Annotated in this window: 23 protein-coding genes; 15 read left to right on the top strand and 8 right to left on the bottom strand. The window is 68.1% G+C overall.

What is annotated here, in order from left to right:
• Window positions 1-6: 6 nt before the first annotated feature.
• Entirely contained in the window at window positions 7-387 is a 381-nt protein-coding gene (locus ACZ9J7_RS09315) for a hypothetical protein (protein WP_476208854.1), read from the top strand.
• Between the two features lie 27 nt (window positions 388-414).
• On the opposite strand, the gene ACZ9J7_RS09320 is transcribed toward ACZ9J7_RS09315, so the two are convergent.
• Together ACZ9J7_RS09320 and ACZ9J7_RS09325 are read right to left on the bottom strand one after the other, a co-directional pair.
• Window positions 415-639 carry a hypothetical protein gene (locus tag ACZ9J7_RS09320; protein WP_476208855.1) on the bottom strand — a complete coding sequence of 75 codons (225 nt, stop codon included), beginning with the start codon at window positions 637-639 and terminating at the stop codon, window positions 415-417.
• Window positions 640-852: 213 nt separating this feature from the next.
• The gene (locus tag ACZ9J7_RS09325) at window positions 853-1,479 is read right to left on the bottom strand and encodes a TetR/AcrR family transcriptional regulator (RefSeq protein ID WP_476208857.1); all 627 of its coding nucleotides are present in this window, start codon (window positions 1,477-1,479) and stop codon (window positions 853-855) included.
• Between the two features lie 124 nt (window positions 1,480-1,603).
• Between ACZ9J7_RS09325 and ACZ9J7_RS09330 the strand changes: the two genes are divergently transcribed.
• The 5 genes from ACZ9J7_RS09330 to ACZ9J7_RS09350 are packed head-to-tail and all read left to right on the top strand — an operon-like array spanning window position 1,604 to window position 5,977.
• The gene (locus ACZ9J7_RS09330) at window positions 1,604-1,927 is read left to right on the top strand and encodes a thiamine-binding protein (RefSeq protein ID WP_476208859.1); all 324 of its coding nucleotides are present in this window, start codon (window positions 1,604-1,606) and stop codon (window positions 1,925-1,927) included.
• 60 nt (window positions 1,928-1,987) lie between these two features.
• A complete protein-coding gene (locus ACZ9J7_RS09335; protein WP_476208861.1) occupies window positions 1,988-2,680 on the top strand; it encodes an O-methyltransferase in 693 nt (230 codons plus the stop codon).
• Between the two features lie 50 nt (window positions 2,681-2,730).
• Window positions 2,731-3,819: a hypothetical protein gene (locus tag ACZ9J7_RS09340; RefSeq protein WP_476208862.1), complete on the top strand. Its 1,089-nt coding sequence runs from the start codon at window positions 2,731-2,733 to the stop codon at window positions 3,817-3,819.
• Complete coding sequence (locus tag ACZ9J7_RS09345) at window positions 3,813-5,189, top strand: PIG-L family deacetylase (RefSeq protein ID WP_476208863.1); 1,377 nt, start codon at window positions 3,813-3,815, stop codon at window positions 5,187-5,189. Before ACZ9J7_RS09340 ends, ACZ9J7_RS09345 begins: the two co-directional genes overlap by 7 nt.
• On the top strand, window positions 5,186-5,977 hold the full coding sequence (locus ACZ9J7_RS09350) for a glycosyltransferase family 2 protein (protein WP_476208864.1): 792 nt from the start codon (window positions 5,186-5,188) through the stop codon (window positions 5,975-5,977). The genes ACZ9J7_RS09345 and ACZ9J7_RS09350 overlap by 4 nt, the downstream gene beginning before the upstream one ends.
• 114 nt (window positions 5,978-6,091) lie before the next feature.
• Here ACZ9J7_RS09350 and ACZ9J7_RS09355 read toward each other — a convergent pair whose 3' ends face one another.
• The 5 genes from ACZ9J7_RS09355 to ACZ9J7_RS09375 form a co-directional block, all read right to left on the bottom strand.
• Window positions 6,092-6,349: a hypothetical protein gene (locus ACZ9J7_RS09355; protein WP_476208865.1), complete on the bottom strand. Its 258-nt coding sequence runs from the start codon at window positions 6,347-6,349 to the stop codon at window positions 6,092-6,094.
• Window positions 6,350-6,732: 383 nt separating this feature from the next.
• Entirely contained in the window at window positions 6,733-7,962 is a 1,230-nt protein-coding gene (locus ACZ9J7_RS09360; RefSeq protein ID WP_476208866.1) for a YihY/virulence factor BrkB family protein, read from the bottom strand.
• A gap of 103 nt (window positions 7,963-8,065) precedes the next feature.
• Window positions 8,066-8,728: a DUF3618 domain-containing protein gene (locus ACZ9J7_RS09365; protein WP_476208868.1), complete on the bottom strand. Its 663-nt coding sequence runs from the start codon at window positions 8,726-8,728 to the stop codon at window positions 8,066-8,068.
• Complete coding sequence (locus ACZ9J7_RS09370; RefSeq protein WP_476208869.1) at window positions 8,725-9,156, bottom strand: phage holin family protein; 432 nt, start codon at window positions 9,154-9,156, stop codon at window positions 8,725-8,727. The genes ACZ9J7_RS09365 and ACZ9J7_RS09370 overlap by 4 nt, the downstream gene beginning before the upstream one ends.
• The gene (locus tag ACZ9J7_RS09375) at window positions 9,156-10,124 is read right to left on the bottom strand and encodes a hypothetical protein (RefSeq protein ID WP_476208870.1); all 969 of its coding nucleotides are present in this window, start codon (window positions 10,122-10,124) and stop codon (window positions 9,156-9,158) included. Before ACZ9J7_RS09375 ends, ACZ9J7_RS09370 begins: the two co-directional genes overlap by 1 nt.
• A gap of 184 nt (window positions 10,125-10,308) precedes the next feature.
• Here ACZ9J7_RS09375 and ccmD point away from each other — a divergent pair, with 184 nt between their 5' ends.
• On the top strand, window positions 10,309-11,256 hold the full coding sequence (gene ccmD / locus ACZ9J7_RS09380; protein ID WP_476208871.1) for a heme exporter protein CcmD: 948 nt from the start codon (window positions 10,309-10,311) through the stop codon (window positions 11,254-11,256).
• A 12-nt stretch (window positions 11,257-11,268) separates the two neighbouring features.
• On the opposite strand, the gene ACZ9J7_RS09385 is transcribed toward ccmD, so the two are convergent.
• The gene (locus tag ACZ9J7_RS09385; protein WP_476208873.1) at window positions 11,269-12,306 is read right to left on the bottom strand and encodes an NAD-dependent epimerase/dehydratase family protein; all 1,038 of its coding nucleotides are present in this window, start codon (window positions 12,304-12,306) and stop codon (window positions 11,269-11,271) included.
• A gap of 147 nt (window positions 12,307-12,453) precedes the next feature.
• Here ACZ9J7_RS09385 and ACZ9J7_RS09390 point away from each other — a divergent pair, with 147 nt between their 5' ends.
• The 8 genes from ACZ9J7_RS09390 (at window position 12,454) to ACZ9J7_RS09425 (ending at window position 20,397) form a co-directional block, all read left to right on the top strand.
• Window positions 12,454-13,413, top strand: a complete 960-nt coding sequence (locus ACZ9J7_RS09390; RefSeq protein ID WP_476208875.1) for a sigma-70 family RNA polymerase sigma factor — start codon at window positions 12,454-12,456, stop codon at window positions 13,411-13,413.
• Window positions 13,414-13,637: 224 nt separating this feature from the next.
• Complete coding sequence (locus tag ACZ9J7_RS09395; protein ID WP_476208877.1) at window positions 13,638-14,174, top strand: D-glycero-alpha-D-manno-heptose-1,7-bisphosphate 7-phosphatase; 537 nt, start codon at window positions 13,638-13,640, stop codon at window positions 14,172-14,174.
• Complete coding sequence (locus ACZ9J7_RS09400; RefSeq protein WP_476208878.1) at window positions 14,174-15,262, top strand: glycosyltransferase family 9 protein; 1,089 nt, start codon at window positions 14,174-14,176, stop codon at window positions 15,260-15,262. The genes ACZ9J7_RS09395 and ACZ9J7_RS09400 overlap by 1 nt, the downstream gene beginning before the upstream one ends.
• Window positions 15,259-16,293 (top strand): glycosyltransferase, encoded by a 1,035-nt coding sequence (locus ACZ9J7_RS09405; RefSeq protein ID WP_476208880.1) that lies wholly within the window; start codon window positions 15,259-15,261, stop codon window positions 16,291-16,293. The genes ACZ9J7_RS09400 and ACZ9J7_RS09405 overlap by 4 nt, the downstream gene beginning before the upstream one ends.
• Window positions 16,290-17,543, top strand: coding sequence for a glycosyltransferase (locus tag ACZ9J7_RS09410; RefSeq protein WP_476208881.1), 1,254 nt, complete (start codon window positions 16,290-16,292; stop codon window positions 17,541-17,543). The genes ACZ9J7_RS09405 and ACZ9J7_RS09410 overlap by 4 nt, the downstream gene beginning before the upstream one ends.
• Window positions 17,540-18,250, top strand: coding sequence for a D-sedoheptulose-7-phosphate isomerase (locus tag ACZ9J7_RS09415; RefSeq protein WP_476208883.1), 711 nt, complete (start codon window positions 17,540-17,542; stop codon window positions 18,248-18,250). Before ACZ9J7_RS09410 ends, ACZ9J7_RS09415 begins: the two co-directional genes overlap by 4 nt.
• The gene (locus ACZ9J7_RS09420) at window positions 18,247-19,638 is read left to right on the top strand and encodes a PfkB family carbohydrate kinase (protein WP_476208885.1); all 1,392 of its coding nucleotides are present in this window, start codon (window positions 18,247-18,249) and stop codon (window positions 19,636-19,638) included. Before ACZ9J7_RS09415 ends, ACZ9J7_RS09420 begins: the two co-directional genes overlap by 4 nt.
• Before the next feature lie 42 nt (window positions 19,639-19,680).
• Window positions 19,681-20,397: an SDR family oxidoreductase gene (locus ACZ9J7_RS09425; RefSeq protein WP_476208887.1), complete on the top strand. Its 717-nt coding sequence runs from the start codon at window positions 19,681-19,683 to the stop codon at window positions 20,395-20,397.
• Window positions 20,398-20,462: the final 65 nt, after the last annotated feature.

Here is a 20,462-nt window from a genome sequence, read left to right on the forward strand (position 1 = left end):
TCCGAGATGGACGAACAGTCACGGCCTGTTGGGCCGCACGGCGGCCAGGGCGCCGAGGATACCGGCAGGAACGCCAGGGAAGAACATGGCGCCGGGGTGCCGCCAGAACAGTCCGCCAAGCCGCGGGCCACCTATCTGGACCCCCGCGGCTCGGAATCAACGCGCGAGCTGCGGGACACCGCCAGGCGCCGGCGGGATGCGGAGGAGAAGCTCCAGCAGCACCTGATGGAAGCAAAGGACCACGTTCCCAACGAGTTCCATGAGCACCCCGGCCGCGGCTACCAAGGGCACGGGCACGCCGAACACGGGCACTCGGACGCTGGGCACGGCAGCGAACCCCGCGACGGGGACAGCGCCGCTGGCGAAAAGGGCGCGGAGAAGCCCTGAGCCAATGTGGGGAATCGGAACGGGTAGCTAGGCTACTCCGTGGGCTGCGCCGTCAGGGGAGACGGACCGGCGGCCGCATTCCTCCACGCCCATCTCGTACCAGACCTGCGCGCCAAACTCGGGTTCGGGGGTATCGAGGTTCTGGAACAGGGCGTCAAGCAGTTCGACCAGCTCGCCGGCGGCCAACTCGGGCAGGACTTCCTCCGGCCCGCGGGGGTCCGTCAGGTAGTGGAGAAGCTTCGAGTGGTTCATTGCAGTGCGGCCGTTGTGTGGGGGTCAGGCGCGAAGTGCATGGGGTCGCTCCAACGTGGAAGTGCCGAGGCTGGCTGCCTAACCCCACCTCAGAGTTTATTGCACGTACCTGCTGGTAACAATGGAACGGGCCGTTAAATGGGCTCCCTCAGCGGAAAAGCCTGGCAGCGGCAATACCCTGCCAGGCTATTCAGCCCGAGCGCCGGGCTGGGCCTACGTGCTGGACCCAAGCGCGGCGGGGACAGGTACGAGCACCGGAAGCGGGCGTGATGGCCGTACCGTGCGGATTGCATCTTCCACGAGCGCAAGCGGCCTGCGCCAGGCATCGGAACCCGGCTCCATGGTGTCCACCACGCCGATCAGCATGGCCAGCAGCCGGAACATGTCCGTCATGGAAATGTCCGGGCGCAGGCTCCCCTGGCCCTGCCCGCGGACCAGCAGCACGCCCATGGATTCCATCAGCGAGCCCGTGATCCCGGTCAGGAGCTCTCGCCGGCCCGCCACCGCACACAGCAGGTTGGCGTCGTCGCTCGCTGCGGCCATCAGGGCTTCGAGGACGCGCAACATGCCTGCGGCAGCATCTATATCGCCGAGGGCACCGTCCAAGACGGGGTCCACCGTGAGCCGGAGCTGCCGGTTGAGCGCTGCCAGCACCAGTTCTTCCTTGTCAGCGAAGTTTCGGAACAGGGTTGCCGGGCCAACGCCGGCGGTGGTTGCGATGGTCTGGAGCGGTACCTCCGGGCCGAACTCGCGGAAGCACTGGCGCGCCGCAGTAATGATTTTGTCCACGTTCCGCGCTGCGTCTGCGCGGAGGGGCTTTCGGGCGACTGCGAGGCTCATGCCCAAAAGGGTAGCAACGGAGCCTCCTGCCACCATGGTTACTTCGGGGTAGCCCCTTATGTGACGCAGCTGGCCGGCACCCCGGCGATGGGGCTTTCGGCGGCTGCATGGGAGACTGGGGAGCATGTTGCTTGCATTTTCAGTTGCCCCGTCAGGCGTTCCCACCGAGGGTTCCAGGCCCAACGACGCGTCAGTGCACGACGCCGTTGCGGCCGCAGTGAAGATCGTCCGCGAGTCCGGGCTGCCCAATAAAACGGATTCCATGTTCACCACAATTGAAGGCGAGTGGGACGAAGTGTTCGACGTCGTCAAGCGCGCCACCGAAGCCGTAGGGCGTTACGGCAGCCGCGTTTCACTGGTGATCAAGGCGGATATCAGGCCGGGCTACAGCGGCGAGCTGACGGCGAAGGTTGACCGCCTGGAGAAGGCGCTGGTGCAGGAGCCCTAACCGGCTTTCGAGGGGCCGGATTGTCTGGACCGCCGGGACGCCGCGTGCCAAAATGTGGCAATGTTCGAGCACAAACCCCGGCCGGAATGGGTTGCCACCGAGGAGTTCCTGTCCGACGCCGTGGTGCATCCGGACCGTGGCGTCCAGCAGGCCATCCGCGCCGCCGCCGAGGCCGGGATGCCTCCCATCGAGGTGGCGCCGAACGCGGGAAAGCTCCTCAAGCTCCTGGTCCAGCTCTCCGGCGCGCGGCGCGTCCTGGAGATTGGGACGCTCGCCGGGTACAGCACCATCTGGATGGGCCGGGGACTTCCGCACAACGGCACGCTGGTTACGTGCGAATACCTGCCCCAGCATGCGGAGGTGGCCTGGGCCAATATTGATGCCGCCGGACTGGGGGAACGGGTGGAAATCCGGCTGGGCCCTGCGCTGGAAACCCTGGCCGCCCTCGAGGAAGAGGAGCGGGAGCCGTTCGACTTCATCTTCATTGACGCCGACAAGGAAAACAACAGCCGCTACCTGGACTGGGCTGTCCGGCTAGGCAGGCCCGGAGCCGCAGTGGTCCTGGACAACACCATCTGGGAAGGCGCCGTCCTGGACCCGGACATCGATCCCGTCAACGCGCCGGGCATCATCGAAGCCCTCAAGCTGCTGGGTGAGCACCCGCGGCTGGACGCCACGGTAATCCAGACGGTCGGCTCCAAGGGCTGGGACGGCTTCGCCTTGGCGCGCATCCTGCCGAAAAATAGTAAGTAAGCTGTTGAGATGCGTCCGGTGCCACCGGACACCGTTCATGGAGGACGTACTTGCCAGCGACAGCTACTCCTGTGCTCCTGGGCTCCGCTCCGGCCGGGCTCTCCCCGTGGTTTCCGATCCTTGACTCAGTCGGCGGTGCCGCCGGCGACGTGCCCGCCCTCCTGGCCCTTGCCGTGGATGCGGGACACATGTGGCCGCGGCCTGGGGAGGGGCGCACCGTGGTGTTGTGGGAGCTCCTGGCCTCCGTGGCCGCTATCGATGTGGCGGCCGCCAGGGTGTTTGAACCGCATCTGGACGCCGTCGCCATCCTCGCCCAGGCCGCCACCGCGTCTCCGGCGGACCAACCTTTGCCAGCAGGCGCCGCCGGCGCATCGTGGGGCGTCTTCGCCGCAGAGGCACCCAACGCCAGGCTTGAGGCGCGCGCCGCAGGCGCCGGGGTGGTCCTCAACGGGACCAAGCCCTGGTGTTCACTTGCCGGGCGGCTGGACCGTGCCATCATCACTGCCCACACGGACGACGGCGGCAGGGCGGCTTTCGCGGTCAGCCTTCGCCACGCAGGGGTGGAATGCGAGGAGCCGGCATGGATCGCACGCGGGCTCCGGGAGATACCCAGCGGAAGCGTGCACTTCGACCAGGTCCCGGCAACACCTGTGGGAGGGGCCGGTTGGTACCACAGCCGGCCCGGATTCGCCTGGGGCGGGATCGGCGTCGCAGCCTGCTGGCTGGGCGGCGCCATAGGAGTTGCGCGGGACTTCCGGGACGGCCTGCTGGCCGGCGCCGACGCGGGACGGGAACCGGACCAGCTGGCCCTCGCGGCCTTGGGCGAGGTGGACCGGACCATCGCAGCCGCCCTTCAATACCTTGCCCGCACCGCAGCGCGCATTGACGACGGATCGCTCGGACCCGACGGGAACGGAAGTGCCTGGGGCGAGGCCCAGCGCATCCGGGGAACTGTTGCCGCCGTCGTCGAACGCGTCCTTTACCTGGTGGGCTCCAACCGCGGACCCGGGCCGCTCGCCTTTGACGAAAAGTACGCCAAAAGGATGGCGGACCTGGCCCTCTACGTGCGGCAGCATCACGGCGCGCGGGATGATGCCCAGCTTGGCCGGCTCGTCCTCAAGGGTGACTGCCAGTGGTGACCTTTTCGCACGCGGACGAGGGCACCACCGAAGCAGCCTGGGCCCGGAGCAGGCTGGCTGTGGCGCCTGAGCTGCCGCTCGATCCGGCCGAACTGGCGGGCATGCGGTTCGTTGTCCTGGCTGCCCATCCGGACGATGAAACTCTTGGTGCCGGCGGGCTGATGGCCTCGTTGGTGGCCCTGGGAGCCGAGGTGGAAGTGGTGCTCTGCACCGCGGGGGAGGGTTCGCATCCGGAGTCGCCCAGCACCACCCCGGAACAGCTGGCGGCCGTCCGGCTCACCGAATTTTCAGCGGCCCTGGACGCCCTGGGTCTGGCTGACCGCTGGACGTTCCTCGGGCTGCCGGACCGGGGATTGGCCAGCCATGCGGACGCGATTGCCGGCGCGGTGAGGGATGCTGCGCGGCGGCTCCCCGGCAACCCGGACCGCCTGGCACTCGTGGCGCCGTACCGGGCCGACGGCCATGGTGACCACGATGCGCTGGGGGCGGCAGCGGCAGGCATCGCCGGCCGCGACGGCCACGCGCTCCTGGAATATCCCATCTGGTTCTGGCACTGGGCGACGCCAGGCGACCTGGACCGGCGCCAGTGGGTCCGTTTCCATCTGGATGAACCCGCCGGCTGGGCCAAGAAGCGCGCCATGGCGGAGCATGCAACCCAGGTGCAGCCGCTTTCACCTCTTCCAGGGGACGAAACCCTGCTCAGCGCGCAGTTCCTGGAGCACTTCGCGCGGGGCTATGAGGTCTTCGCCTGGACGCCGGCGCCCGGTTCATCCGGCCAGTTGCATTCCAGCCTGGACGCAGAAGAGGTTTTCGATGGCGTCCACGACGACTCCGAGGACCCCTGGAACTACGGCAAAAGTTGGTACGAGCGCCGCAAGCGCGCCCTCACCCTGGCAGCGCTGCCGGAGGAATCCTATGAACGCGGGCTGGAAGTGGGTTGTTCCATCGGCACCCTGACGGCCGAGTTGGCCCCGCGGTGCCGCAACCTCTTGGGGCTGGACGCCAGCGGAACCGCCGTGCGCCGCGCTGGAGACCTGCTGGCGGGCACGCCCGGGGTCCGGGTCGAGCAGCGTGTGCTGCCCGGATCCTGGCCGGAAGGAACGTTCGACCTGGTGGTGGTCTCGGAGGTGGGTTACTACCTGGCCCCTGCTGAGCTGGCGCAACTGTGGGACAGGTTGGCGGCGGCCCTGGAACCTGGCGGAACCCTGCTTCTGTGCCACTGGCGGCACCCCATCGAAGGCTGGGAGCTCGACGGGGACACCGTCCATGCCCTGGCCCGGCAGCGGTTCCGGTGGCGGACTGCCGGGCTCTACCAGGAACGCGATTTTGTGCTGGAAGTCCTGGTTGCTCCGGGCGGGAAAGCGGGATGACCAGGACTGCTCGGGGCAACGCCGATCCGTTGCCGCCGGTTGACTCGGGAAACCGCGGCATCCGGCAGGTGGCCGTGGTCATTCCAGCCCACAACGAGGAGCAGCATCTGGAACGGGCCCTCACCGCGGTCAGGCGTGCGGCGGAGCGGGTCGAGTCGGAAGTGCCGGACGTTGCCGTGAAGGTGGTCGTCGTCCTGGACAGTTGCACGGACGGGTCCCCAGCGGTGGCCGCCCATGCAGCTGCCGGTGACCCGCGGTGCGTGCTGCTTCCCGTGGCGTTCGGGAGCGTGGGCAAGAGCCGGCAGGCCGGTGTCCGGGCGGCGTTGGAGAACGCGGCCGGACCCGCGCAGGCCGGCGCGCCGGCAGATCAAATGCGGGGAATCTGGCTGGCCAACACGGATGCGGATTCCTGTGTTCCCGGGCATTGGCTGCTGCGGCAACTGGAACTGGCCGCCGGCGGCTCCGATGTTGTCCTGGGCACCGTTCAGCCGGACCCCCACGGCATGCACCACGAGCTGCTGGCCCGCTGGCACGCCCGGCACAGCAGCACCGAGAACCACCCCCATGTCTACGGTGCGAACCTCGGGGTCCGGGCATCCTCCTACCTTGCGGCGGGCGGCTTTCCCGGCGTTGATTTCGATGAAGACCAGGCCCTGGTGGACCGGCTTCGGCGCAGCGGCGCACGCATCGTTGCAACCGATACCACCCGGGTCCTCACGTCGGGACGGACTGCGGGGCGGGCACCGCAGGGGTTCGCCGCCTATCTCCTGGCGCTGGCCAGGCCTTAGCGGCAGCATTCTGACGGCGGGGTGCGGAAAAGGGCTGCTGCCCTGCGGCAACAACCCTTTCCCGTGACGGACCAACCGTGAGGCCGTTCCTAACGTGTGGGCCTGCGGTCCCTGTCAGACCAGGTCCGGGGCGCTGGCAACGATATAGTCAGCGGCGGCCGGTCCGGTCATGGACAGGTTATTGCTGTCCGGGTTGATGCCGGCGTCATGGAGGGCGTCCCAAAGCGCCGCCGGTGGCTGGAGCTCCGCTTTCTGCAGGAGGCACCAGCTTGTGTAGAGACCGTATAGCTCGTCGCGTCGGAGGCCCAGTCCGGGCTCCCTGTCCGCGACGACGGCTTCGGCAAGAAACTGTTCAAAATGGGTAGCAGGCATGTCCGCTCATAAATGGTTGACAGTAATCCCGCCGACTGCTTCAGCGGCCTTGCCGGTCTTCCAGGGAATCCCGGCGAGGTATTCAAGAAAATATTGCAGTTCCGCGTGCTTGTCCAGTCGGTTCCGGCCCGGTTGCATCTTGTGGCGTGGGGCCGTGTATAGTGGCGCGTCGTCCGTGCCGCGAAGTGTTTAGGGGGCGGGCCTGAGGGGGCCGACGGCGACTGGGGGGACTGGCCTCGGTCTCAGAAGAGGCCATCTCACCGCCGACCCCGCTTTGCCCCGGGTGTTGCTTCCCGGGAAACCAAACAGGACCTCTAGGATGAATTTTCCTCCATCCCGAAGGTCCTGCCTAGTCCCTCTGCGCTGCGGTTGCGCCTGGCTGCTTAAGCGCTGCCGCCCCGCCGGGTTCCGTCGTCGGACTCCCCGCTTTCGGCACGGTGCTGCACCTTGTCGCGGACCCTGTCGCGGTGCCGCTCACCGGGCCGGACGGCGTCCTGGCCGTTCCCGGCCGGCTGCCCGTCCCGGTCCTCGCCGGAGCCCTCCGGGCCATTCTCCGAGGCGTACTTTTCCCGGAGTTCACGGCCATGCTTGATGTCTTCTTCGATCTGCTTCTGCAGCTTCTCGCTCTTCTTGGTGTCCCGTGGCGGCAACTGGATGGTTTCCTCGGCCTTGATCCCGGCCTGCAGTTCGCGGCCGCGTTCCACTTCCGCGTCAAACTCAGCGCCGAACAGAAGCGACATGTTCAGGATCCAGAGCCACAGCAGCATGATGATCACGCTGCCCAGGGCGCCGTAGGTCTTGTTGTAGTTGCCAAAGTTCCCCACGTAGAAGCCGAACCCCAGGGATGCGATCAGGAAGACCACCAGGGCTATGCCGGAACCCATGCTCATCCACCGGAACTTGGGCTGCTTGACGTTGGGGGTGGCGTAATAAAGCACGGCAATGATGGCGATGATCAGGGCAATCATTACCGGCCACTTGGCGATGTTCCAGACCATGAGGAAGGGCCCGCTGAGGCCGATCAGCCCGCCCACTGCCTCCGAAACCGGACCGCTGAGGACCAGCATGCCGGCCAGGAGCGCCACGATCACCACGGCCAGGAGCGTGACGCCGAGCATGGTTCCACGGAGCTTCACGAAAGCGCGGCCCTCATCCACCTCGTAGACCCTGTTCATGGCCCGGCCAAAGGCTCCGACATAGCCGGAGGCGGACCACAGCGCGGTGACCAGGCCGATGACCAGGGTGAACCCGGCCGCCGGGGCGCTGGTCAGTTCCGAGACCGGCCCGCTGATCGTATTCACGGTCTCCGCCGGAGCGAAGCCGCGCACGATTTCCAGCAAGGCGTTGGTGGTCTTTTGCGGATCGCCAAAGAGGCCAAGGAGAGACACGAGTGCCAGCAGGGCGGGGAACAGCGAGAGAACCGCGTAGTAGGTCAGGGCCGCTGCCAGGTCAGGGCATTGGTCCTTGCTGAACTCCCGGAGCGTCTTCCTCATGATGTATTTCCACGAAGGCTTGTCCAGGTCCCTGGGGCTGGCAGGTTTCCTTGAGTCATTGGGGCCCGGGGCCTGGCCCGCCTTGGCGGTACTGGTCTCGGATGTGTCGTGAGTGGCCATGGGGTGTCCTCTCAATCAGGGGGCCAAGCGGACAGGCCGGCCCGCGCATCGCGGTGCCGGCCTGCCGATCAATCTGTTGTCTTACTTTGCCGCGTGGGGTTGGTCAGGTGTTTTGGATGTTGTCTTTGGCGTTTGTGGCGCGGTCTTTGACGTCGGTGGCGGCGTATTGGCCTTCGGTTTTGACGTTGTGGGCGGCGTCGGTGGCGGTGGTTTTGACGTTGTCCATGGCTTCCTGGGCGGGTTCCTTGAGGTCCTGGGCCATGGTTTTGGCGGCGTCGGTGACTTGTTCTGCCAGGGGTTGGGCGGCGGTTTTGAGTTGGTCCGCGGCTTCGCGTTCTTTGTCGCTGGCCGGGATCAGGGAGGAGAGGAGCATGCCGGCGCCGAAGGCGATGAGCCCGGCGGCCAGGGGGTTCCCGGCGGTTTTGGCTTTGACCTGGTCCGGGGCGTGGGAGACGGCCTGGCCGGCGTCGGAGAGTTTGGCCTGGACGGTGTCGGTGGCCTGGTGGAGGTTGTCGCCGGCGGTGTGCATGGCGTTGGTGGTGTGTCCGGTCCCGGTGGTGGCGGTGTCGTGGACTGTTGTGGTGGCGTGGTCTGCTGCTCCCATGATTTTCTCCTTCACCCCGGTCACGGCGTCGCGGACCTTGTCGGTTTGGCGGTGGACGATGTTGGACGGGGTGACTTTGTCGGCCACGGCGTCGACGTTGGTGCCCAGGCGTGCCCGGGTGGCTTCTATGTCTGCGCGGATAGCGTCGGGGTTATCGCTCATCGGTTTACCTCGCCTGGTTTGAGGGTGGGGGGTATTTCTGAGAGGGTTTCCCCGGTTTGGGGCAGGCCCTTGATCTGCTGGAGTTCCTTCCGGCCGGTGGAGGCCAGGACCGCGGCGATGATGGCCCAGATGACGGCGACGATCAGCGCGGCCCAGCCCAGGGCCATGATGGCGCCCAGGGCCCACATCAGGGCCAGGGAGAGGAAGAGCAGGACGAAGTGTCCGCCGATCCCGGCGCCGGCGAGCATGCCGGCGCCCTTGCCTGCGCGGGTGGTGGTTTGTTTGAGTTCGGCTTTGGCCAGTTCCACTTCCTGGCGCATCAGGGTGGACAGGTCCCGGGTCACGTCACCGAGCAGGTCGCCGAGGGAGGCGTTATCCGCTTTCACATGCGCCGCGCTGGGCGGCGGCTCCGGAATCTGGCTACTCATCACAGACCACCCGTCTGGCCGCCCCGGGTGCGGTCCTGGGTGAGGGGATCGTTTGCCATGGGGTCGTCGGCGAGGGCGCGGTCACGGAGCGGGTCGTCCGAGAGCTGGTTTCCTGACCAGGGCTCTTCCACGAGTTGCGGGCTGTCCAGGCCGCTGGCCGCCCCTGCCGACTCAGGGTAGCTGCTGCCGGGAGCTCCGCCGTCGTAACCCGCCGTGGTGGTGGCCGGGCCGGGAAGCTGGACCGGCGGGGGAGGAACCGTTCCACCCGCTACCGGGTACGACTGGTTGTACTGGTCGCCGTAAGTACTGGCCGAGTACCGGCTGCCGGCACCGGTGCCGGCAGCTGTGGACGTCGATGCTTCGGGCGGGCCTGCGGTGAGGCCGCGGGTGAGGCGGCCGGCCAGGACGCCGGCGCCGGCGGCGAGGAGCAGGAAGGTTCCGGGCTTGTTACGGGCGAAGCGCTGGACCTCGTTGAGGAGGTCGCCAGGTTCCCGGTTTTCCAGCCACGTGGCCATCGAGGAGGTGCGTTCCGCCGCCTGGCGGACCAGGTCACCGGCCATGCCCTGCTGGTCCGGGGCGCTGGCCATGCTGTGCAGCTGGGTGGAGATGTTGCGGATGCCCTCGGCAGCCTTCTGCTGCTGGGTCCCTGCCTGGCTGGTCAGGCCTGACTTCGCCTGGCTCAGCAGGTCCTGCGCATTGGCCTTCGCCTCATGCGCAACGTTCGCAGCCTCACCCTTCGCGGTCTGGGCCACATTCTGCGCGGACCCCGCTGCGGTACGGGCTACATCAGCTGCTTCTTCCTTGGCTGCATCCTTGCGGGAGGAGCCGTAGGGGTCACCAGCCTGGCTGTCGCCCCCCAGGGGAGCAGCCGTCGAGGGGAAGGTGGCGGGCTCCCGCTCGCCGGGGATTCCTGTATTGGCCGGCGGAGCCGTGTAGGCGGGATCCTGGGGCCATTGGTTCTCTGTCATCTTCGCTCTCTTTCCAAGAAGGCCGGTTGTTGATCAAGAACCAGCAATACTGGCCGTAAAATGATAAGCATGATTACTAATGAAAGGTAAGTACCCTTGCTAAGCGAGTTATAACCGTTCCAAAAATGTCAGCCGGAAGGCGAGGGCCTGCCCGGTCACAACGAAGTGGAAAGTGGTGGGAAACGTGGACACAGCTCCATGGGTATGGGTTGTAGTTGCCGTTGTTGTGGTGGCGCTGATCGTGCTGCTGCTCCTGGCCGGAGGCAGGCGCCGGAAGGCAATGCAGGAAAAGCGGGACCAGGAACACCGGGAGAAGGCCGCCGAGATCCGGCGCGAAGCCGAGAACATGGAAATCGATGCCCGCGAGCGTGAAGCGAAAGCCATCCGGGCCCGGGCGGACGCCGAGCAGGCCAAAGTCGACGCGGCGCGGCTGCAAAAAGAAGCTGAACAGCGCAGCCAGGAAGCCCAGTCCTTGCGGGGTGACGTTGCCAGCCATACCCGGAAGGCGGACGAGCTTGATCCCGACGTCGGTCCTGACGGCACCCGGCAGGACGCCCGCGTGGTGCAAGACGCCCGGGAAGAACGCCGCGACGGAATGGATGCCGGGCATGATCGTCACGATGTCCAGGACGCCGGGGCGGGTCGCCGGGAAATGCGCGACGCCGGGATGGGCGGACAAGATGTTCAGGACGCCGGGATGGGCGGGCGCGACATGCACGACGCCGGACAGGACCGGCACCAGGGGTATGGCGCCGCGGCGGACCGTTCCGAAGCGCCCGACGCCGGACAGGATCGCCGCGTAATACACGACGCCCGGCAGGACCGCACCGAGGCCTATGGCGCCCGGCGTGATGCGAACGCGGGGATGGGCCACGCTGAGCCCAGTGCGTCCGGGGCGGGTCCTGCCGCGGATATTGGAACCGGTTCACGCGGTGAGCCGGTCTTTGCTGACGATGGGCGCGCAGACGCTGGACGTGGCCTTGGCGGGCACCATGACATCCCCGCCGCTGGTGCAGCCGACGGGACTCCGGAGGCAGAGCCGGGGCGGCGGCGCCAAGCGGAGGCCAGGGATGCCGCCGCGGGGCATGGCGTACGGGATGACCGTGACGGCGACCAGGGCGCCGGCATCTAATCGAATCGTGAATTACTGCCGGGGTTTGAGGACGGGGGAAGGACTGACTCCTTCCCCCGTTCCCATGCCCGCGAGCAGTTCCCTGACGGCATCGATCGATGACACCTTCGGCTCCCAGTCCAGGATGCGTTCCGCGCGGCTGGTGTCCATGATGGGGGCGCCGGCCGCCATCTCCACCCATCCGGCATCGGTAGGCTGAAGCCCGGCCCGCCAGGTGAGGTCCACTACTGCGTGGAGCAGCCGCATGGGGATGGGCAGGATTCGCTTCGCCCCAAGGATGCGCCCCAGTTCCTGGGGCGTCAGGACCGGCTCGGCCGCAATATTGAAGGCTCCACTGGCGCGCTGGTCAACTGCCCGCCAATAGGCCTCTGCGACATCGTCCGCATGGACTGCCTGGAAAACCAGGTTGTCCGGAACCGGCAGTATGGGCAGCCATGGCCTGCGCGGCACCAGCCGGGACAGGGCACGGCCAAGGAAGTACCTGCCAATTTCAGCGCCCGCCTGCCCTTGGAAGATCAGCGCAGGCCGCAGCCTTGCGACGGCGATGTCCGGGTGGGCGGCCATGAATGCATCCAGGAGCTTCTCCTGCTCGGCCTTGTGCCGGCTGTAATGTGAGCCGGCCATTCCACCCGCCGGCCATGACTCGTCCCGCCTCTGGTCCTTGCCGGACGCGCTGTAGGCGCCCACCGAGGAGGCGCAGACAACCTGCTTGACTCCCGCGCGTGCCGCAGCCTCCAGGACGTTCCTGGTCCCCGTGACATTGGTCCGGTGCAACAGGTCAAGATCGCGGTTGGGCTGGATCTGCCACGCCAAGTGGACCACCGCGTCAACCCCGGCTAGTGCCGCTTCCAGCAGGGGCATGTCCCGCTCCAGTCCTACATCGAGGGTGTGCCACTGCACGCCACGGTAGGCGTCTCTGGACGTATCGGGAAGCCTGCGGCTGATTCCCACCAGTTGCAGGCTGCCGGGCTTCCTGGCCAGCCGGCCCTGCAGGTTGCGCAGCAGCGCTGTCCCCGCGTTTCCGCTGGCTCCGGTAATGGCGATGCGCATGACTAAGACTCCTTGGCGGCTCGATCCGGTTCCCCCTACTTTCCGAGCTTATAGCGGAGGAGCATTGTTTTATAAGCAAGCTTATGATTTCCTACTTCTAAGTCTTGCCGCAGGCTTTCGGAACCAGACCGAGGGAACCCAACACTCATGCCCGAATCCTTCGCCGCACTTGCCGTGGACGCTGCGCCCGTCCACCACCATCAGCCGGTACCAGCACAAAACCACACGCCTCCTGCCCCCTCCGGGCGGCTTCGGGAGACGTTCGAAAACGACCTGGTCCTCAAATACCTGGACCTTGCAGAAGCCCTTGCTGCACGCTTTGAAGCCCGCGGCAGGGAGCGGGCAGACCTGAACCAGGTGGCCTATCTGGGCCTGGTCAAGGCAGCCCGTGGCTTCGACCAGGCCAAGGGTGAAAGTTTCCCCGCCTACGCCGCGCCCACCATCACCGGGGAACTCAAACGGTACCTCCGCGACCGGACCTGGGTCGTGCGCCCGCCGCGCCATATCCAGGACCTGAGGACCCGGCTGTTCCGGGCCGAGCCGGAGTTGACCCAGTCGCTGGGAAGGAATCCCAGCGTGACGGAGCTGGCCAGCGAACTGGGAAGCGATCCGGCCGAGGTGCAGGAGGCCATGTCGGCGTCCAGCAGCATGCACCCCGATTCCCTGGACGCGGTCAACCCCAACTCGGATGCACCGTCCATCGGCGAGGTACTGGCCTGCCCCGAGACACCGCTGGAGCGCCTTGAAGAACTGTCCTGCCTTCGCGACGCCATGCAGGACCTGAACGATTCGGACCGTGAGCTCCTGTACCGGCGCTACTTCTGCGAGGAAACCCAGGTGCAGCTCGGGAAGCGGCTGGGTATGTCCCAGATGCAGGTTTCCCGCCGCCTGGCCAAGGTGCTGGTGGAACTGCAGCGCCGGCTGGAGGAAGGCGCCCGTGCCGAAGACATGGACGGCGCCGCGGACAATGCAGCGCCGGGCCGCACAGTCCGGCAGGCCCACCCCGCCAACACTGTTGCGCCTTTCCACCGGCCCTTAAGGGCAGGACACCCCGGTAGTGCCGCGCAGCAGGCGGACCGGCGCCACGGCGGCACGCGGACCCGGTAGCAGTCACACTGCCCGCCCCGCGGTCCCGGCTGCCATGACCGGTTGGCAGCCGAAGCGGCCGGAGCTGCGCAGATCTCCACCGCCGGGACGAAGTATCCGTCCCGGCGCCTGCACGGCTCAGACCCTTATCTTGCCTGTTCAACACAGGTACCACTACGCCGCGGGGCCGGCCGAAAGGCATGCGGCCTTGTTTAGGAGCAACAGCAGGAGGGAAGTGGTTGGTCATGGGAAGCTCTGAAATGTCCAGCCTCCGGGCTGTCCTGTTCGACAGGGACGGAACCCTGGTGGTCGATGTGCCCTACAACGGGGATCCCGGCCAGGTACAGCCGATAGCCGGCGCGAAAGAGGTACTCGACGGCCTGCGGGCGGTCGGAATTGCCACCGGCGTCGTCAGCAACCAATCGGGTATAGCCCGCGGCCTGATTTCGGCCGACGACGTGGCAAAGGTCAACGCCCGGGTGGAAGAACTCCTGGGGCCGTTCGATGTGTGGGAAGTCTGCCCCCACGCGGACCAGGACGGCTGTTCCTGCCGCAAGCCGGCTCCCGGCATGGTGCACAGCGCCTGCCGCAAACTTGGGATCCACGAATCGGAAGCCGCCCTCATTGGGGACATTGGCGCCGACGTGGGGGCTGCCGAAGCTGCCGGTGCCACCGGAGTCCTGGTCCCCACGCCCGTGACCCGAGCCGAGGAGGTGGCGGCGGCGCGGCTGGTGGCCTCCGACCTGGCCTCGGCCGTGAGCCTGCTGCAGGAGAGGCCCTGATGGGGCGCGTCCTGGTGGCCCGGCTGGACAGCATGGGCGATGTGCTCCTCTCCGGCCCGGCCGTCCGCGCGGTGGCCCACGGCCGCGCCCAGCACGGCGGCAGCACCAACCACGTGGTGATGCTGTGCGGCCGGCAGGGTGAAGCTGCCGCAGCCATGCTCCCGGGGGTCGACGACGTCTACAGCTGGGACAGCCCGTGGATCATGAATCCGGCGCCGCGGATGACCGGCGCGCATGCGGACCGGCTGATCGAATACGTGCGCAATTCCCGCATCACCGAAGCCGTCATCCTCACCTCCTTCCACCAGTCACCCCTGCCGCTGGCGCTCCTGCTGCGCCTGGCAGGTGTGGAGCGCATCACCGGCGCCTCCACGGATTACGCTGGTTCGCTGCTTGACGTCCGCCTGAAACCGGGGGAGGACTTCCCCGAGGACCAGCCCGAAGCGGAACGGGCGCTGGGCATCGCCGAGGCCGCCGGCTTCCGGCTCCCGGCAGGCGACGACGGAAAGCTGCGCATAGACTCCGTGGCCGAAGTGGCTGCCCTCGTGGGCACCGAACCCTACGTCGTGGTCCACCCGGGGGCGGCCGTCCCGGCAAGGGCGTGGCCACCCCTGCACCATGCTGCCGCCGTCGAACTCCTCCAGGGGGCCGGGTACCGCGTGGTGGTGACGGGCGGTCCCGGCGAGACGTCGCTCACGGCCACCGTGGCCGGCCCCTCGGCCCTCGACCTCGGCGGCCGCACCGACCTTGCCACCATGGCGGGCGTCATGGCCGGGGCTGATGCGGTCATCAGCGGCAACACCGGCCCGGCCCACCTCGCGGCCGCGGTGGGCACGCCTGTCGCGTGCCTGTTTTCCCCCGTGGTCCCTGCGATCCGGTGGGCACCCTACGGTGTTCCGCTGGAACTTCTGGGGGACCAGAATGCGCCCTGCCGCATGACCCGGGCCCGGATTTGCCCGGTGCCGGGCCACCCCTGCCTCGATTCGGTGTCGCCGGAGGAAGTGGTGGCAGCGGTGGAGCGACTGATCAGTGGTGTGAGTTCCTTCAGCACGCACGTCAGCACCCGTAGAAAGGCCCGCAACAGATGAGAATCCTGCTCTGGCACGTCCACGGTTCCTGGACGGACGCGTTTGTCCGCGGCCGGCACGAGTACCTGCTTCCCGTCCTGCCCGGAGGTGGGGGCTGGGGGTTGGGCCGCGCGGGCAGGGACTGGCCGGAATCAGTGCGGGAGGTGGACCTGGCGACGCTCGACGCTGAGGCCGTGGACGCCGTCGTCCTCCAACGCCCCGAAGAAATCGACGAAGTGGCGCGGACCCTGGGCCGGATGCCCGGCGTCGACCTGCCGGCCGTGTTCGTGGAGCACAACACACCCAAGGGCAATTTCCCGAACACCAGCCACCCGCTCGCTGGCCAGGACCGCATCCCGGTTGTGCACGTGACCCACTTCAACCGGCTGGCCTGGGACAACGGCGCCGCGCCCACCACCGTGATCGAGCACGGGATCCCGGACCCCGGGCTGCTTTACACAGGTGAACTGCCCGAGCTTGGCGTGGTGGTCAACGAACCCGTCCGGCGCGGCCGGGTAACGGGGACCGACCTCCTGCCCGCCTTCGCCTCCGTTGCACCGCTGCAGGTCTTCGGCATGAAGACCGAAAGCCTCGCCGCGGCCACCGGAATCTGCGACGCCCGCCTGACGTCCCGGGGCGACCTCAAAACCCTTGAACTGCACAGGGAACTTGCCCGCTGCCGCGTCTATGTCCATCCGATGCGCTGGACGTCGCTGGGGCTCTCCCTCCTGGAGGCCATGCACCTTGGGATGCCGGTGGTGGTCCTTGCCGCCACGGAAGCCGCCCGGGCTGTGCCCCAGGAAGCCGGGATGGTTTCGGCAGACATGAATGAGCTGCTCCGTTGCGCGGAACGCCTGGTGGCCAATCCGGATGAAGCACGACGGCGGGGACTCGCTGCCCGGGAGGCGGCGCTGGAACGATACGGCCTGGGCAAGTTCCAGGACCGCTGGGACGGGCTCCTGGCGGACCTGCGCAGCCGGCCCCTGCACTCCGTCAACGATCGCCCGGACGAGCGGATCCTCGTTCCGGCACGGGAGAGGAAGACCCCATGAAAATCGCGATGATTTCCGAACACGCCAGTCCATTGGCGGCACTGGGCGGGGTGGACGCCGGCGGCCAGAACGTCCACGTTGCTGCGCTGTCCGCGGCCCTTGCCAGGCGCGGCCACCACGTCACCGTCTACACCCGCAGGGATGCAACGGAGCTCCCCGAACGGGTCCGGGTGGGACGCGGCCTGGAAGTGGTCCACGTGGATGCCGGGCCGGCCCGGCATGTGCCCAAGGACGAACTGCTGCCCTACATGGGTGACCTCGCGGACGGAGTGGCCAGGGACTGGGGGCAGCGCCCGCCGGATGTGGTTCACGGACACTTCTGGATGTCCGGCCTTGCCGCCCTGGACGCCGCCAGGCGGCCTGACGCCGGGTACCGAGTGCCGATGCTCCAGACGTTCCACGCCCTGGGCACGGTCAAACGGAGGCACCAGGGTGCCGAAGACACCAGCCCGGAGGAACGCCGGTGGCTGGAGCCGGGTGTGGGACGCTCCGCGGACCGGATCATCGCCACCTGTTCGGATGAGGTCTTCGAACTCAAGGCCATGGGCATCGCCACCGGAAAGATCTCAATCGCGCCCTGCGGTGTGGACCTCAACTTCTTTTCCCCGGAGGGGCCGGCGGCCGGCAGGACACGCCGCTACCGCATCCTGTCGGTGGGGCGGCTGGTTCCGCGCAAGGGCGTGGACCTGGTGATCCGTGCGCTCCCGTACCTCAAAGCGGCAGGTTTCGACGACGTCGAACTCCTGATCGTGGGCGGTGGCGGTGACACGTCGGTGATGCAGGCAGATCCGGAAATCCGCCGCCTGCTGGCCCTTGCCGCGGAACTGGGCGTTTCCGGAAACGTGACGCTGCAGGGGCAGGTGCCGCGGGCGGACATGCCCGGCATCTTCCGCAGTGCCGACGCCGTGGTCTGCGCCCCCTGGTATGAGCCCTTTGGCATCGTGCCGCTCGAGGCCATGGCGTGCGGCGTCCCCGTGGTGGCCGCGGCGGTGGGCGGCCTGCGGGACACGGTGGTGGACCACGCCACCGGGCTGCACGTCCCGCCCCGGGATCCGGAAGCCATCGCGTCGGCCCTGTCCCTGCTGCTGGAAAACCCTGCCCTCCGGGAAGACCTCGGCCGCGCCGGCGAAAAGCGCGCCCGCACCCGGTACTCCTGGGACCGGGTAGCCGCGGAAACGGAAAAGGCCTACCAGTTGGCCGTGGCCGGTGCGCCGGCCGGCGTCATCCCGATGGAAGGAGCCGCACTGTGACTGCAAATCCGTCCCTGCGCGAAGCAGGCCTGGGCACCCTGACCGCGCCACCGGCGCTGCCTGCACTGCTTCCCGGCGCCACCTTTGTTGATCCCGCCAGCGCCGACGCCGTCCGCACCCACCTGGACAACGTGCTTCCGGCGCTGGACTCGCTGCGCAGCCAGTCCGGACGGCTCGCCGCCTGGGGCGTGGAGCTGGCACAGCGGCTGCTCCGCGGCCAGCGGCTCCTGGCCGCCGGCAACGGCGGGTCCGCGGCGGAGGCCCAACATCTGACCGCAGAATTGGTGGGCCGTTTCGACAGCGAGCGCGTCCCGTTCTCCGCCATCTCGCTGCACGCCGAATCCTCCGCCCTGACTGCCATCGCCAACGACTACGGCTACGACGACGTTTTTGCCCGGCAGGTGCGCGCGCATGGCCGCTCCGGCGACGTGCTGATACTCCTGTCCACCAGCGGCAAGAGCCCCAACCTGCTGCGGGCGGCCGAGGTGGCGGCCCGGCTCAACGTGACCACCTGGGCACTGACCGGCGCCGGCCCCAACCCGCTGGCGGACGCGTGCCAAGAGGCCGTCATGATCGACGCCCTGAACGCCAACGCCCAGGAAGGGCACCTGATCGCCCTGCACGCCATCTGCCGGGCGTTCGACCTTGAAGTCGCCCGGCACACGCCCGCCCAGGTTCCCGTCAGGGCCACAGGGAGCAGGCCATGAGGATCGTCGTGGTGGGTGACGTCATGCTCGACGTCGACCTCTCCGGTGAGGCCACCCGCCTCAGCCCCGACGCCCCCGTCCCGGTGGTGGACGTCTCACGGGTCCGCCGCCGCGCCGGCGGGGCAGGCCTGGTGGCCCGCATGCTGGCCCGGGACGGCTGGCCCGTCACCCTGGTGACAGTCCTGGGGGATGACGACGCCGGGACCCAACTGCGCGCGCACCTCACCGGGGTGCAGCTCGTGGCGGGGACCAGCGGCTACCCTTCACCCGTCAAAACCAGGGTACGGGCGGGTTCGCATCCAGTGGTCCGCTTCGACCAGGGCTGCGAAAAGACACCGGTCCCGGACGTCAGCCCGGCCATGCTGCGCGCGGTGGAACAGGCCGGCGTGGTCATCGTCGCCGACTACGGCAGGGGGCTGGCGGCCAACCCCCGGCTCCGCGCGCTGCTGGGCCGGCTGGCGGGTGAGGTTCCCATCGTGTGGGACCCGCACCCGTCAGGACCGGAGCCGGTCCCCGGAGTTGCCGTGGTGACGCCGAACATCTCCGAGGCGACCAAAGCCGTCCAGGCCGCGGCCGGAAACGGTCCTTCCTCCGTGGAGGGTGTGGCGCAGGTCCTGCTGGAGCGCTGGCGCAGCCGTGCCGTCCTGGTGACCAGGGGCGGGGACGGGGCCGTCCTGCTGCAGGAGGGCGAAGCCGCTTCCCGTGCCGTTCCCGCGCCCAGGGTGGAAGCCGGCGACCCCTGCGGGGCTGGCGACCGCCTGGCCGCCAGCCTGGCCGTGCACCTCCTGGCCGGCCGGGACCTCCCGGAAGCGGCCGCCCTGGCAGTGCACGACGCCGCCGACTTCCTGGCCGCGGGCGGCGTTTCGGCGCTGCCCGATCCCGACGGGACGGCTGCTGCACCGGGAAAGGCCGGGCCGGAACCGGGCCGGCGCACCACCGAACCATTGCTCCTGGCGCGTGCCGTGCGCGAAAGCGGCGGGACTGTGGTGGCCACAGGCGGCTGCTTCGACCTGATCCATGCCGGGCACATCAGGTCCCTCGCAGCGGCCCGGGAGCTGGGCGACTGCCTCATCGTCTGCCTGAACTCGGATGACTCGGTGCGGCGGCTCAAAGGCCCGCAGCGTCCCATCATCGGGCAGCACGACAGGGCCGAACTGCTCCTCGCGATGGAATGCGTGGACGCGGTGATGGTCTTCGATGAGGACACCCCGGAAGCCGCCCTGGACCGGCTCCGCCCCGATCTCTGGGTCAAGGGCGGTGACTACAAGGGAGCCCGCCTGCCCGAGGCAGACCTTGTGGAAAGGTGGGGCGGCCGCTGCCTCACCGTTCCCTTCCACCCCGCCCGCTCCACAACCGGCCTGGCGGACGCGCTCGCCAAGGTCAGCTGAACCACTTCCCCTTTGCCTCGTTTTCCCATTGAAAGGAACACCATGACCGCAGAACCAACCGCAACTGCCGCCACCACGCCCGGACGCGTCCTCATCACCGGAGGTGCCTCCGGACTGGGGGCCGCCGTCGTCGACGCCGTCCTCCGCTCAGGCGGCACGCCGGTGGTCCTGGACCGCGACATCAGCACCGTATCCGGGGTCAAGGCGTTCGAAGTGGACGTCGCGGACCGCGCGGCCGTGGAGCACGCCGTCCGGGAAGCCGCCGAAACCCTGGGCGGCCTCGACGCGGTGGTCACCGCGGCAGGGATCGACCGCTGCGGCAAGCTCGCCGACGTCGAAGCCACCGAATGGGAAAAGGTCATCGGCGTCAACCTGATGGGCACTGTTTCCACCGTGCGCGCCGCCCTGCCCTACCTGAAGGAAAGCCACGGGCGCGTGGTCACCGTGGCCTCCACCCTGGGGAAACGCGCCGTGGCCGACGCCACCGCCTACTGCGCCTCCAAGTTCGGCGTGGTGGGGTTCAGCCACGCGCTGGCCGCGGAAACCGGAGGCGAAATCGGCGTGACCACCATGATCCCGGGCGGCATGAAGACCCGGTTCTTCGACGACCGGACAGAGCAATACAAGCCGCAGGACGATTCCCGGCTCAACGATCCCGCCAACACCGCCCAGGCCATCCTGTTCGCCTTGAACCAGCCCACCGGCTGCGAGGTCAGGGAAATGCTGATCTGCCACGAAGAAGAAGGTTCCTGGCCCTAAGCCGGAAGCCGGCCACTGCGGTGGCACGCAGCACCACCACCGAACCCACCAAACCAGCACCGAAA

It is taken from the genome of Pseudarthrobacter sp. TE9888 (assembly GCF_056279345.1).

Coding starts and splice junctions, on each gene's coding strand:
- ACZ9J7_RS09315 (WP_476208854.1), top strand. CDS start 7: ATGGACGAACAGTCACGGCCTGTTGGGCCGCACGGCGGCCAGGGCGCC.
- ACZ9J7_RS09320 (WP_476208855.1), bottom strand. CDS start 639: ATGAACCACTCGAAGCTTCTCCACTACCTGACGGACCCCCGCGGGCCG.
- ACZ9J7_RS09325 (WP_476208857.1), bottom strand. CDS start 1,479: ATGAGCCTCGCAGTCGCCCGAAAGCCCCTCCGCGCAGACGCAGCGCGG.
- ACZ9J7_RS09330 (WP_476208859.1), top strand. CDS start 1,604: ATGTTGCTTGCATTTTCAGTTGCCCCGTCAGGCGTTCCCACCGAGGGT.
- ACZ9J7_RS09335 (WP_476208861.1), top strand. CDS start 1,988: ATGTTCGAGCACAAACCCCGGCCGGAATGGGTTGCCACCGAGGAGTTC.
- ACZ9J7_RS09350 (WP_476208864.1), top strand. CDS start 5,186: ATGACCAGGACTGCTCGGGGCAACGCCGATCCGTTGCCGCCGGTTGAC.
- ACZ9J7_RS09355 (WP_476208865.1), bottom strand. CDS start 6,349: ATGCCTGCTACCCATTTTGAACAGTTTCTTGCCGAAGCCGTCGTCGCG.
- ACZ9J7_RS09360 (WP_476208866.1), bottom strand. CDS start 7,962: ATGGCCACTCACGACACATCCGAGACCAGTACCGCCAAGGCGGGCCAG.
- ACZ9J7_RS09365 (WP_476208868.1), bottom strand. CDS start 8,728: ATGAGCGATAACCCCGACGCTATCCGCGCAGACATAGAAGCCACCCGG.
- ACZ9J7_RS09370 (WP_476208869.1), bottom strand. CDS start 9,156: ATGAGTAGCCAGATTCCGGAGCCGCCGCCCAGCGCGGCGCATGTGAAA.
- ACZ9J7_RS09375 (WP_476208870.1), bottom strand. CDS start 10,124: ATGACAGAGAACCAATGGCCCCAGGATCCCGCCTACACGGCTCCGCCG.
- ACZ9J7_RS09385 (WP_476208873.1), bottom strand. CDS start 12,306: ATGCGCATCGCCATTACCGGAGCCAGCGGAAACGCGGGGACAGCGCTG.
- ACZ9J7_RS09390 (WP_476208875.1), top strand. CDS start 12,454: ATGCCCGAATCCTTCGCCGCACTTGCCGTGGACGCTGCGCCCGTCCAC.
- ACZ9J7_RS09395 (WP_476208877.1), top strand. CDS start 13,638: ATGGGAAGCTCTGAAATGTCCAGCCTCCGGGCTGTCCTGTTCGACAGG.
- ACZ9J7_RS09400 (WP_476208878.1), top strand. CDS start 14,174: ATGGGGCGCGTCCTGGTGGCCCGGCTGGACAGCATGGGCGATGTGCTC.
- ACZ9J7_RS09405 (WP_476208880.1), top strand. CDS start 15,259: ATGAGAATCCTGCTCTGGCACGTCCACGGTTCCTGGACGGACGCGTTT.
- ACZ9J7_RS09410 (WP_476208881.1), top strand. CDS start 16,290: ATGAAAATCGCGATGATTTCCGAACACGCCAGTCCATTGGCGGCACTG.
- ACZ9J7_RS09420 (WP_476208885.1), top strand. CDS start 18,247: ATGAGGATCGTCGTGGTGGGTGACGTCATGCTCGACGTCGACCTCTCC.
- ACZ9J7_RS09425 (WP_476208887.1), top strand. CDS start 19,681: ATGACCGCAGAACCAACCGCAACTGCCGCCACCACGCCCGGACGCGTC.